Source organism: Frigoriflavimonas asaccharolytica (assembly GCF_013294015.1).
Lineage (GTDB): Bacteria > Bacteroidota > Bacteroidia > Flavobacteriales > Weeksellaceae > Frigoriflavimonas > Frigoriflavimonas asaccharolytica.
In genome coordinates, this window is the sequence record NZ_JABSNO010000001.1 from 158588 (window position 1) to 171760 (window position 13173).

Sequence of the window (13173 nt, forward strand, 5' to 3'; positions counted from 1 at the left end):
AAAGATCTACATAAATTGATCTCCGTTCTTTTGAACTTTCAGATCTTGGATATATTCTTTGATTAATTGATCATTTTCTTTCGGACAAATAAGCAGAGCATTGTCCGTATCTACCACTATATAATCTTGCAGCCCATCTATTACAATTGCTTTATGTTTGTTTTGAACTCTTACAATTGTACCAGTAGAATTGTATTGCATTACGTATTTAGACTTTATTGCGTTTGCATTATCGTCCTTTTCAGCATTTTCATATACGGAAGTCCAAGTTCCAAGATCGCTCCAACCCAAATCTGCAGGAATTACGAATACATTTTTTGCTTTTTCTAAAATTCCATTATCTATAGAAATTTTCGCAACTTTCGGATAGATGCGGGCAATACAAGATGTTTCTCCCTCTTCGTTGTAGGTACATTCTTCAAATTCTTTGTGCATATCTGGCAAAAATTTTGAGAAAGCTTTTTGTACAGTTTTTAAATTCCAGATAAAAATTCCAGCGTTCCAAAGAAAATCTCCACTATCTAAAAAAGTTTGCGCAATTTCTAAACTAGGTTTCTCGGTGAAAGTTTTTACTTGAAAAATTTCTGTATCTTCTTTGTTAATATATTGAATATAACCATATCCCGTATCTGGTCTGGTTGGTTCTATGCCAAGCGTAATCAAATAATCATTTTCCGCGGCCAATTGGAACCCAAAATCTACTTTACTCAAAAACGCTTCTTCCTTCATTATCAAATGATCTGCTGGCAAAATAACGACATTTGCATTTGCATCTAGATTTGCAATTTTATTAGTCATATACAAAATACAAGCAGCAGTATTTTTCATCATCGGTTCTCCAACGATGTTTCCTGCCGGTATATTTGGCAATTGTTCTTGAGATAGTTGTATATACTCAACATTTGTGATTACAAATATTTGGCTATCTGGAATCAATTTGCTTATTCTATCATAGGTTTGCCGTATCATCGTTCTACCAGTACCTAGAATATCCTGAAATTGTTTTGGGAATTTTTGCGTGCTCATTGGCCAAAATCTACTTCCAATTCCACCTGCCATTATTACGCAGTAATTTTTTGATTTTGTAATCATTAACTTATTTTTTTTACTTTTATTAATGGTGGAAATATATAAGATTTTCCATTTTGCTCACTAAGACAAAGATAATTAATTCTTCTCTTCTTTTCTAATTTGTAGTTGATATTATCATGTGAAAATTTATCTCCAATTACCAAATCTTGTACAAAAGCCAATTCACTTTTTTGCAAATTACCTGATTCTCCAATGGATGAAAATTCACTTTGTATTACCTTTTCAACTTTTACCAACGGACGAAAAATATATTCTTGCCCCGTTAATATTTTGGAGCAAAGAAAGTTTTTTCGTCTTTTACTTTGCAATTTATATTGAATTTCTCTGAAATGAAAAACCTCACCTATCTGCAAGTTCTCTATAAATGTTTCATTTTCTGATAAAAAATCAGGATAAAAATGCCTCTTTAATCCTGTACTTGCCGCAAAGTTTGCTTTTGGATTTATAGCATACTCCAAAATTAAATGTTGTACGTTTTCAGAATAGATAGAAATAGTTTCTAGCAAAAGCTTCCGAAATGTATCTTTCCATTCTTTACCGTGTGGCGCTATTCTCCTTCCAAATCTTTCAAATGCTAAAAGATGAGCCATTTCATGCGTGAAAACGAAAAAGAAAAGTTCTGGTTGCAAATTATAATTAATGGTGATAATGAATTTATTATCCCCAACTTTTTGATAATCACCTAACTTTGAACTTCTATCCCTAGTAATTTTTATATGAATGACGTACTTTCCAAACCAAGTTTTTATTGGTGGCAGAGCGTTTTCTGGAAGGTATTTTTCTAATATATCTAACTGCATTACAAACTAAAAGGTATGCCTGCGTAGAAATTCATCAATTTTAAACTAAAAAGATAGTTGTATTTAGTTTGCGCTACAGAACCTTGCGCATTCGCTAAATTATTTCGGGCAATATTCACTTCGTAAATTGTACTTCTACCAGCTGCGTAGCTTTTTTCTGCAAAATCTAGGGATAGTCTACTGCTATTTTCTACTTCTAGCGCTGTTGTATAATTTTGATAATTGCTTTCTGCATCAAATTGCGCTCGTTGTACATTTTGTAGAACAGTTTGCTTTTGTATTTCTAAATTATTTTTAGCTACATCTTCGTTTATTTTAGATTGCTGCACTTGCAATCTCGTAATACCCTTATTAAAAATAGGAATACTTGCTGTTAAGCCTACTTGCTGTCCAAAATTGTCTTTATATTGTGTAAAAAATCCTCTTTCACTTGTTCCATTTCCAAAGGCGTCTACTCCACCGAAATTTGTAGTTAAAGAGTTGAAATAATTTGTGCCAAAACCAGCAGTCGCAGAAATAGAAGGCCAAAATGCAGTTTTAGTGATTTCGGTTTGCGCTTCTGCAGCGTGAATTCTATATTCTGCAGCTTTCAAAACTGGTTGAAACGCGAACACTGTTTCCAAAATATCTTCCGCAGATTGCAACGGTGGTGTAATTTCCGAATCTACTTGCACAGCAACCACATCAAAAGTTTTGTAATCTTCTAAACGTAACAATTGAGCTAAAGTGAAGATGCTTCTATCTGTATTTATTTTGGCATTGGTTACATTTTGCTTTTCTCTAGCAACAGTTGCTTCTGCTTCTGCTAAAATTGTGCGGGCTGTTGTACCAACGGTTGTGGTTATTTTCGCTCTGTTATATTGTTTTTGGGCATTATCCAAAGCACTATTAGCTATAATCTGTATTTCTTTGTTCAATAATATTTGTAGATATTGCTGTGCAACTTGTAAAGAAATATCATTTTTTATTTGTTCCAAATCTTGTTCATTGGCTTGCAAATCAAAATTACTTCTTTTGATGGTTTTATCTAATCTCCCATAATTAAAAAGCAACATGTTTGCTCCAATATTGGCATTATTACTGAAATTATCATTTCTTCTTGCTGTACCAAATACATCTAAACCTTGACCAAAAGAGGAATTGGTATTAAAATTTCCCACAACGGAAGGAAGATATTCTCGCTTAGCAATTTCAAGATTATTTTGTTGAGTTTTGGTATTGTATTGTGAGCTAATAATTTGCAAGTTATTCTGTACAGCATAATCCACGGCTTCTCGCAAAGTCCATTGTTTTTGAGCTTGAATCTGAATTAATAAAAATCCTGATAGAAGAATCAGTAGTTTTTTCATTGGAACGTTTAGAAATATTAGACGATTAATTTTATTAAAAGTTACAAAAATCTGATTTATTTAATGGAAAATATAAAAGTTTTACAGAATTTTGCTTTATGACAAAAGAGAGATATAAAAAAGCTGTGGAATGGTTGTTTGTACAAAATCCAAATTATCAGGTACAAGGTTTAAAAGCTTATAAACCGGGACTAGATAATATAACAGCGCTTTGCAAATATTTTGGAAATCCACAGGATAAAATCAAAACTATCCATATTGGAGGCACAAATGGAAAAGGATCTACATGCAATATGCTTGCTTCTATTCTGCAAGAATCTGGGCTTAAAGTTGGCTTATATACATCTCCGCATCTTATAGACTTCACAGAAAGGATAAAAATAAATGGCAAAAACGCTGATGAAGACTTTGTATATAATTTCATTTCAAAATTAAAAAATTTACCTGAGAATATTCGCCCCTCTTTTTTCGAATTTACCACCATTATGGCATTTGAATATTTTTATCAAAATAAAGTTGATATTGCCATCATAGAGGTTGGTTTGGGCGGCAGATTAGATTCCACGAATATCATTAATCCAATAATTAGCGCTATCACCAATGTAGATTTGGATCATCAAAACATTTTAGGAAATACCTTGGAAGAAATTTCTTTTGAAAAAGCAGGTATTATAAAAAATAATATAACCGTTGTTTCTGGTGAAGAAAAACCATTGGTGAAAAACATTTTTATAAACAAAGCAAAAGAAATTGACGCTCCTTTTTTAGACGCCACAATTTTTGATATAAAGTTAAGCACGGATCTGAAAGGAAATTATCAGAAAAAAAATCTAAAAGTTGTTTTGGGTCTAGTACAACAATTGCAAATTTTAAATTTTGCAATATCAAATGAAAATATAGAGACTGGTCTATTGAATGTTCAGAACAACACCAATTTCATGGGAAGATGGCAACAAATTTCTGAAAACCCACTGATAATTTGCGACACAGCTCACAATTTAGCAGGTATGGAGATTGTGCTATCTCAATTAAAAGAAATTGACAGACCAAAACATTTGCTTTTGGGTTTCGTAGAAGACAAAGAATTAGATGGTCTATTAAGAATTCTACCGAAGGAATATTTCTACTATTTCGTGAAACCAAACGTGGAACGCGGCAGAAATCCTGAAGAATATGAAGTAGATTTAAAAAAATATAAAATAAATTACAAATTTTTTAAATCTGCAACAGAAGGATATCTATCTGTAAAACAATCTCTTAAAAAAGATGAAATGCTTTTTTTTGGTGGAAGCAATTTTATTGTTGGAGAAATTTTGCAAAATATTTTGGAGATGTGAAATATTGCTGTATATTTGCACCACGAAAAAAGGGGTTTTTAGCTCAGTTGGTTCAGAGCATCTCGTTTACACCGAGAGGGTCGGGGGTTCGAATCCCTCAAGACCCACCATTTTTTACAAAATCTCACAGCAATGTGAGATTTTTTTTGTTTACCCAGTTTTACACTTTTCATTCTTTTTTTACGCTCAAGAATTTTGAAAAATTTGTAATTGGAAGTAATCCCTAATTAAAGGAATTTGTAGAAAGTCAATTGCAAAAGCGATGGATTGAGAAATATAAGTTTAAGAAGAATTAGACGCTTTAATTTAAGCGCTTATTCATGAGAAAAAAAAATTGGTGAAGTAAAACTAGAAACAAATATTAAATTGGCTTCAGGTTGGTTAGATCAAGAGCAACCTGGTGTAAAATGGGAAGTGCTGTGGTTTTAATTTCTCAACACCCACAATCTTCTAAAATTTGAGAGCAATTCGAGATTTTTATTTGTTATAAAACTTTTAAGAAAGTGCTTTTTCAACTTTCTCTAAAATCTCTTGTATTCTTATTTCATGCAAACAAGCCCAATCTCCACGATAGCATTCCTTATCGCCAAAAACAGAGCATGGTCTGCACGTTAAATCTTTTACCTGCACAACATCTTCCAGTTTTTGTCCGTAACCGAGAAACCCCGCAAATGGATGTGTAGAGCCCCAAATTGAAACGCATCTTGTTCCCATCAAACTGGCGAGATGCATATTTGCAGAATCCATAGAAATCATTAATTTTAATTCAGAAATTAACTCCAGTTCTGCTTTTAAAGAAAGTTTACCTGCAACACTTTGAGAATTAGGAATCAGTTCTTCCCAATCTTTCAATATTTCAACTTCGCTTTCTCCTCCTCCAAAGAAATAGAGAGCATGATTTTCTGATAGTTTTTGGGCAAGTTCAAAAGATTTTTCTAGCGGAAGCATTTTACCAAAATGTTGAGCAAATGGGGCAATACCAATTCCAGCTTTTTGAGCACTTTTCGGTCTTAACAAATGCGATAACTCAAGATTAAGGCCCATGCTCCGAAAAACATCTGCATATCTTTCTACAGTACGTTTTAACTGTTTTTTATCTAAATTCCAAACATCAGTAAGTACAGCCTTTTCTTCTTTATCTTTATCAATCTTAAAAACAGAATAACCTTTTGATTTGAAGATTTTATTCAAAATTTTAGTTCGAATTACATCATGAAAATCTGCAATATGCGTCGGTTGGTACTTTGCAATGAGTTGATTTGCTAACTTCCTCATCCCGAAAAACCCTTTGTACTGATCTAAATCTACACCAACGAAATCTACATTTTCAATATCTGAAAACAGGTCTGAAAAATTCTCGCGAGAAACGATGATAATTTTCACCTCAGGATTCTGCTCCAGAAACTCTCTGAAGACGGGCGCCAACATTGCGACATCTCCAAAAGCCGAAAATCGATATGCAAGTATGGTCATCAAGATTTTAGTTGATAAGCAACAGCATAAAATTTTATTTGTTTCGTCATTGCCATCAAACCATTGGCTCTAGAAGGCGAAAGAAATTCTTGCAAACCAATTTCTGAAATAAAATCAAAATCAGATTTTAAAATTTCGTCTGTAGAATGTCCGCTATATATAGAAACAAGAAGCGAAACGATGCCCTTTGGTAAAATACCATCAGAATCTGCGACAAAAAATAGTTTTCCATCTTTAAATTCAGAGTCAATCCAAACTTTAGATTGGCAACCTTTTATAAGATTTGCATCGGTTTTCACTTCTTCAGAAAGTGGTGGTAATTGTTTGCCGAGATCTATGATGTACTCATATTTTTGCTCCCAATCTTCCAAAAATGCAAATTCGCTTACTATTTCGTCTTGTTTTTCTTTAATCGTCATAGCACAAAGTTAAGAATTTTCCGACTAAGAATTTTCTTTTACAACTTTTTCAAAAAGTTCTTTTATTTTTAATTCTTCTTCTTCCCAGCACAATTTCTTTCCCGCATTTTCTAAATCCAGTTTGTAGTATTTTCTGCCATTTTTCAATACCGTTTCTATTTTTTCCGCAATATTTTTTGGTTCGTGATTTTCTACAATTTCTCCAACATTAAATTCATTTTTGATGCGCATCATTTCGGGGAAATTAATCATCACCAAAGGAACTTTTGCCTGAATATAATCCGATACCTTATTGGGAAGAGAATAAAGATAACTTACTCCTCCATTTTCTTCCAGACTTAAACCAACATCTGCGGTTTTAGTCACTTTTCGCATATCTTCGGGTAACATTTGCCCCAGAAACTGAACTTTTTTTTCTAGATTTTTACTCAAGACCAAACCCTCAAATTCCTTGCGTTTTGGGCCGTCTCCTATTATTTTGAAAACAACATTCTCCAAATATTTCATCGCTTCTATAGCTTGTGGCAAACCACGTGATTGATTAATAACACCTTGATAAAGAATAACTTTAGGCCTATTTTCTGGAAATACTATATCATCAATAATTCTTTTTGGAATATTTCTAACAACAATTGGTTTTATTTGATACTTTTCTTGAAACCATTCGGAATAACTTTCGCTTTCCGTCATCATATATTTAATTTTCGGCAAATATTTTCTTTCTAATAAACGCCAAATTTTTTGTGTAAATCTTCCCTGTATTGCTGGCATTTCCGTAAAAATTTCGTGGCTATCAAATACTAAAGGAATATTTAATTTTTTGGAAACGAGGAAATTTGGAACTAATATATCTAGATCATTCGCCAGAAGAATCGTTTTTTTATCAGCAGATTTTAATAAATATTTGTAAAGTTTTACGTTAAATTCTAAGTAAGCTGTTTTTAAAGATGTAGATTTTAAGGAAAGCCTTTTCGTAGGATAATCTCTCTTCAAAAACGGCAATCCATTCCAATTGTTGCCAACCAATTCTACTTGATAACCATGATCCATTAATGTTTTGCAAACCTTTTCTACACGCTGATCCGTAGATAGATTATTAAAAACACTTACTAAAACTTTCATAAATAAAATTTAAAAATATTATTTTAATTGTTCACAAATTTACAATTAAAGTTTTCTGCCAGAACGTCATTATTTCTTTTTTGGTAAAGTATTTGTTAAATTATCTGTAGATAAGGATAAAAAACTTACCTTTATCTTAATAACGAGACTTTTTTAATATGGATTATAAATTTTCAAAAGGCTTGGACGATGTTTTTAAACAAAGTAAAAGCGAAGCAAAAAAACTAAACAGCGAATTTCTGAATACAGAGCATTTGCTTTTAGGCATTATAAAAACACAAAATTCTGCAAAAGACATGTTGGTCAATTTACAAGTGGACCTTACACAAATTCGTAGAAAGATAGAAACTCTTAGTGCTGTAAATTTAAATATATTTAATGATAAAGCATTGAGCATTTCTTTCACAAAAATGGCAGATCAAGCAGTGAAACGTTCTGAATTGGAATGCAGACAATACAAAGGCACAGAAATAAACACTGTCCATTTACTTTTAGGAATTCTTTATAAATACGAAGATCCTACATCCAATATTTTAGGTGCTTACGAAGTAGATTATGAAAGAATTTCTAGAGAATACCAAAATATGCTGAAAAATTCTGGGCAACTACCAACAATGAGTGCCTACGAAGACGATGAGGAAAGAGAAGATTTTGGACAGATGAAAAAACCGCCATCCAACGTTGGAAGTGGCAAAAGCAAAACGCCAACTTTAGATAATTTCGGAAGAGATTTAACGCTTCTTGCAAAAGATGGAAAACTAGATCCTGTAATAGGACGAGAAAAAGAAATTGAAAGAGTTTCTCAAATTTTATCTCGTAGAAAAAAGAACAATCCGCTATTAATTGGAGAACCAGGAGTTGGTAAATCTGCAATTGCGGAAGGTTTGGCTTTAAGAATTCATCAGAAAAAAGTTTCTAGAGTTTTATTCGGCAAAAGAGTAATAACGCTAGACCTTGCAAGTTTGGTTGCGGGTACAAAATACCGTGGACAGTTTGAAGAGCGCATGAAAGCCATCATGACAGAACTAGAAAAAAGCCGAGATGTAATTTTATTTATAGATGAATTGCACACCATTGTTGGTGCAGGAAGTTCTACAGGAAGTTTAGATGCTTCCAATATGTTCAAACCAGCTTTGGCACGTGGAGAAATACAATGTATTGGTGCTACAACTTTGGATGAATACAGACAATACATAGAAAAAGATGGCGCGCTAGAAAGACGTTTCCAAAAGGTGATGGTAGAACCAACTTCTATTGAAGAAACAGTGCAAATTCTACAACAAATAAAAGATAAATACGAAGATCATCACAACGTAACATATACAGACGAAGCACTTTTAGCTTGTGTAAATCTTACAGCAAGATACATTACAGATCGATTTTTACCAGACAAAGCAATTGATGCAATGGACGAATCTGGAGCAAGAGTGTACATCAAAAACATGAAAGTTCCGACGGAAATCATCGATTATGAAAATAAAATTGAAGAAATAAAATCTCTAAAACAGAAAGCTGTAAAAGCACAAGATTATCTAGAAGCGAGAAAGTTGAAAGATGAGGAAGAACGTTTTCAAAAAGAATTGTCTTCTTACCAAGAAACTTGGGACAAAGATGTGAAAGAGAAAAAAGAAGTAGTAACGGAAGAAAGCGTTGCCGAAGTAGTATCTATGATGAGCGGAATTCCTGTAACCAAAGTTGGTAAAAACGAATTGGATAAGCTCGCACACATGGACGAGAAACTAAACGGAAAAGTGATCGGACAAGAAGAAGCTGTGAAAAAAGTGGTGAAAGCCATCCAAAGAAATCGTGCCGGATTGAAAGATCCAAACAGACCAATTGGAACATTTATTTTCTTAGGAACTACCGGAGTTGGAAAAACAGAGCTTGCAAAAGTAATGGCAAAACAACTTTTTGATTCCGACGAATCGCTCATCAGAATTGATATGAGTGAATACATGGAAAAATTTGCAATTTCTAGGTTAGTTGGTGCTCCTCCAGGATATGTAGGCTATGAAGAAGGTGGACAATTGACAGAAGCTGTTCGTAGAAAACCTTATGCCGTTGTACTTTTAGACGAAATTGAAAAAGCGCATCCAGATGTTTACAATATTTTGTTGCAGATTTTAGACGAAGGTTTTGTAACTGATTCTTTAGGCAGAAAAATAGATTTTAGAAATACAATCATAATCCTTACTTCCAATATTGGAACCAGAGATTTAAAAGATTTCGGCGACGGTGTAGGTTTCGGAACTGCAACGAAGAAAACAAATACTGATATAAGAGCGAGAAGCACGATAGAAAATGCCTTGAAAAAAGCTTTTGCACCAGAATTTTTGAACAGAATTGATGATATCGTAATATTTAATAATCTAGAAAAAGAACATATCTCGAAAATCATCGATCTAGAGCTAGCAAAATTATACGGAAGACTCAATAAATTAGGTTACACTGTAGAATTAACAGATGAAGCCAAAGATTTCATCGCAGAAAAAGGTTGGGACAAAGATTTTGGAGCCAGACCATTGAAGCGTGCAATTCAAAAATATATAGAAGATTTGCTGGCAGAAATGCTCGTAAATAAAGAATTTGAAGAAGGAGAAACCATCCTTTTAAAAATGAACGAAGAAAAAACTGGTTTGATTGGTGAAGTAGAAAAAACGAAACCAAAAGAAAAAGCAGAATAATTTTCAGAATTTAACAGAAATAAATCAACCCTTTCGATCCAATCGCAAAGGGTTTTTTTTAAATTATTTGGGCGCTTGTATCTGTCTTCCGTTCCCACTTTTTTTCTTTACAAGAAAAAAGAGTTCCACTCAAGCCAGAGCGCAAATTCTCGCAAATTTCCAAATGTTCGCAAGTTTATAATGAATCTAAAAATTTTAATTAAAATTGAAAATATTTGCACAAAAAAAACTTTTATAAAACCTTATCTTTGCTAAAAATAATTATTTATGTCTATTTTTCATTATAAATTTCATGTTCGTTGGAGCGATATAGACGCCAACAAACATTTGGCAAACTCCTCTTATGTAGAATATTGCGCCCAAACTAGAATGGCCTTCATGAATGAAAATCATATGGGTTTAAGAGAATTAAACAGATGGGGAATTGGCCCTGTAATTTTGCACGAGAGTTATTCGTTTTTTAAAGAAATTTTGGCAGATCAAACGGTTTTTGTAACGGCAGAAATCGCAGGAATGTCCGAAGATGCAAGCATATACAGCTTTATTCATAAATTTTATTTTCCAGATGGCACTCATTGCGCTACTGCTGAAGCTACGGGAGTTTGGATAGATATGATGCTGCGAAAATCTACCACTCCACCAGATGACATTTTGGAGGTAATGCAAGAGTTTTCAAACGAAAATACCAAAATTTTAACGCGCCAAGATTTAAAAGATTTACCTTTTAAACCAGAAAATGTAGAAGCCTTTCACAAAAGAAACACTTTTACCTGGAAAAAAGATAAAGACGAGAATAAAGGAGAATAAACTTTGTTTATTCCCTATTTTATTAAAACTAATAAAACATTCACTTTCAAAAGGTTGAGTTTATTTAAATTTATTTTTAATAAAACGCTCAATGACCTTAATTACTTAAAAACCTTACTATTGAAAATTCACAATTCAATTTTAAACAATCTTAAATTTTAATAAAAAATGCTCGAAGATAAATCTCAAAAACTAACATCCGTAGAACAACTTGGCGAATTTGGCTTGATAAAACACATCACTCAAAATTTTGGAATTAAAAATTCTACCACAGAATTAGGAATTGGCGATGATGCCACCATCATTAATCCAGAAAATAAAAAAGTAGTCATTTCTACAGATATTCTAGCAGAAGGTGTGCATTTTAATTTGGGCTATGTTCCGCTAAAACATCTTGGATATAAAGCAGTAACCGTGAATTTAAGCGATATTGCCGCCATGAACGCAACACCAACGCAAATTTTGGTTTCTATTGCGGCATCCAACAGATTTCCGGTGGAAGCTTTTGAAGAAATTTATGATGGAATTGCTCTTGCTTGCGATAAATATAAAGTAGATTTGGTAGGTGGAGATACCACCAGTTCGCAAAGTGGCTTGTTGATTTCCATCACGGCGATTGGAATAGAAAATTCTGAAAATTTAGTAAAAAGAAGCACTGCAAAACCGAATGATTTACTGGTAGTTACCGGAGATTTGGGTGGAGCTTATGCAGGTTTGCAAATTTTGGAAAGAGAACATACCGTATTTTTGGCAGACCCAAATATGCAACCAGAAATGGAAGGTTATGATTATATTTTGGAACGTCAATTAAAACCAGAAGCAAGAACAGACATCAAAGCAATTTTGGAAGAATTGGCCATAAAACCAACATCTATGATTGATGTTTCCGATGGTTTGGCTTCGGAAATTTTGCATCTTTCAGATCAATCCAAATGTGGATTTAGATTGTATGAAGAAAAAATACCGATGGATTCTTTGACGATTTCTACAGCCGAAGAATTGAACTTAAATCCTGTAATGTGTGCATTAAACGGTGGCGAAGATTACGAATTGCTTTTCACTATTGCTCCAGAAGATTTTGAAAAAATAAAAAACCATCCAGATTTCACGATCATCGGTCATGCAACAGATTTGGACCAGGGAAATATGATGGTTGCAAGAGGAAGCGGAGAATTGATCACTTTGCGAGCGCAAGGTTGGGATGCTTTTTTGAATAGATAAAATTCTTATCTTTGAGTATATAATAATTTTAGCGGTAATTTTCAAGAATCGTTCGTAATCAAAAGTAAACTAATTAATTAAAGCTAAAATGATAAAATTAATTGTCTTAATAATAGCTTTCATTATACTATTTTTACTTTTTGTAACAATTGTAATTTTTGCTTTTATAAAAAAAACTAAAAGATTATTTATACTTTCTATTATTTCATTTGTAATTTTACTTTCAACTGGAATTTACACGTTATATCTTGGTTTGCAAAAAGGAAAGGAAAAAACAATTCAAATTGCAAAAAATATTTTTCCACCTTTTGACAGTGGTACTCCAGACACAGAAGCAAATAAAAAGAATTTTAGGGATTTCATTAAAGTAGATATTACATCAGATGTGAAAAATATTTATTGTTTTGATGATGCAATTGGACAAGATGCTGATTATATGTTTGCATTTAGTTGCGATTCTTTAACAGCTAATAAAATTATTGAAAGACACGAATTAAAAAAAGATAGTGTAATTGGAAATAATCCTGATAATATGCAACACGATTTTTTTTGGTGGGACAAAAAACGAATAAATAAACTTCAAAGTTATTCTTGGGATTCAGATTATGAAAGAAAAAATTTGCACAAACTTTTTTGGTTTGACGAAAAAAATGAAAAAGCCTATTATTTTGAATATGACTTGTAAAAAACAATCGCTAACATCGTTTGGCAATATGCCGGGTTTAGTACTAAATCATACCGATAGCTATCAGGATTTTGCTGTCTTTGAAATTCAGATGTAGTAGAAAGTTTGTGGCTTCTTTAGCAGTCTCATAGCCAAGCTGAAAAATTACATGAGCATCATAACTTTAAATACAGAAAATTCTTAA

The 13173-nt window shown here is 32.8% G+C and carries 11 protein-coding genes and 1 tRNA gene; 6 read left to right on the plus strand and 6 right to left on the minus strand.

Annotated features, from left to right (window positions below; genetic code table 11):
* Positions 1-6: 6 nt before the first annotated feature.
* The 3 genes from HNQ03_RS00715 to HNQ03_RS00725 are packed head-to-tail and all read right to left on the minus strand — an operon-like array spanning position 7 to position 3241.
* On the minus strand, positions 7-1092 hold the full coding sequence (locus HNQ03_RS00715) for a mannose-1-phosphate guanylyltransferase (protein WP_226927400.1): 1086 nt from the start codon (positions 1090-1092) through the stop codon (positions 7-9).
* A complete protein-coding gene (locus HNQ03_RS00720) occupies positions 1092-1892 on the minus strand; it encodes a SprT-like domain-containing protein (protein ID WP_173777715.1) in 801 nt (266 codons plus the stop codon). Before HNQ03_RS00720 ends, HNQ03_RS00715 begins: the two co-directional genes overlap by 1 nt.
* A complete protein-coding gene (locus HNQ03_RS00725; RefSeq protein ID WP_173777716.1) occupies positions 1892-3241 on the minus strand; it encodes a TolC family protein in 1350 nt (449 codons plus the stop codon). The genes HNQ03_RS00720 and HNQ03_RS00725 overlap by 1 nt, the downstream gene beginning before the upstream one ends.
* 98 nt (positions 3242-3339) lie before the next feature.
* Between HNQ03_RS00725 and HNQ03_RS00730 the strand changes: the two genes are divergently transcribed.
* A complete protein-coding gene (locus HNQ03_RS00730; RefSeq protein ID WP_173777717.1) occupies positions 3340-4578 on the plus strand; it encodes a bifunctional folylpolyglutamate synthase/dihydrofolate synthase in 1239 nt (412 codons plus the stop codon).
* A 32-nt stretch (positions 4579-4610) separates the two neighbouring features.
* Positions 4611-4688: transfer RNA gene (locus HNQ03_RS00735), tRNA-Val, on the plus strand.
* A gap of 385 nt (positions 4689-5073) precedes the next feature.
* Here the strand turns inward: HNQ03_RS00735 and HNQ03_RS00740 are convergent.
* Genes HNQ03_RS00740 through HNQ03_RS00750 form a run of 3 tightly spaced genes read right to left on the minus strand, consistent with a single transcriptional unit; the run spans position 5074 to position 7592 of the window.
* Positions 5074-6051, minus strand: a complete 978-nt coding sequence (locus tag HNQ03_RS00740; RefSeq protein ID WP_173777853.1) for a glycosyltransferase family 9 protein — start codon at positions 6049-6051, stop codon at positions 5074-5076.
* Complete coding sequence (locus tag HNQ03_RS00745; protein ID WP_173777718.1) at positions 6051-6470, minus strand: SufE family protein; 420 nt, start codon at positions 6468-6470, stop codon at positions 6051-6053. Before HNQ03_RS00745 ends, HNQ03_RS00740 begins: the two co-directional genes overlap by 1 nt.
* 24 nt (positions 6471-6494) lie before the next feature.
* On the minus strand, positions 6495-7592 hold the full coding sequence (locus tag HNQ03_RS00750) for a glycosyltransferase (RefSeq protein ID WP_173777719.1): 1098 nt from the start codon (positions 7590-7592) through the stop codon (positions 6495-6497).
* Positions 7593-7750: 158 nt separating this feature from the next.
* Here HNQ03_RS00750 and HNQ03_RS00755 point away from each other — a divergent pair, with 158 nt between their 5' ends.
* From HNQ03_RS00755 to HNQ03_RS00770, 4 genes are all read left to right on the plus strand, one after another.
* A complete protein-coding gene (locus HNQ03_RS00755) occupies positions 7751-10276 on the plus strand; it encodes an ATP-dependent Clp protease ATP-binding subunit (RefSeq protein ID WP_173777720.1) in 2526 nt (841 codons plus the stop codon).
* Between the two features lie 267 nt (positions 10277-10543).
* Entirely contained in the window at positions 10544-11083 is a 540-nt protein-coding gene (locus HNQ03_RS00760) for an acyl-CoA thioesterase (RefSeq protein ID WP_173777721.1), read from the plus strand.
* Between the two features lie 168 nt (positions 11084-11251).
* Entirely contained in the window at positions 11252-12304 is a 1053-nt protein-coding gene (gene thiL / locus HNQ03_RS00765; protein WP_173777722.1) for a thiamine-phosphate kinase, read from the plus strand.
* 88 nt (positions 12305-12392) lie between these two features.
* The gene (locus tag HNQ03_RS00770) at positions 12393-12989 is read left to right on the plus strand and encodes an SUR7/PalI family protein (protein WP_226927401.1); all 597 of its coding nucleotides are present in this window, start codon (positions 12393-12395) and stop codon (positions 12987-12989) included.
* Positions 12990-13173 lie beyond the last annotated feature (184 nt).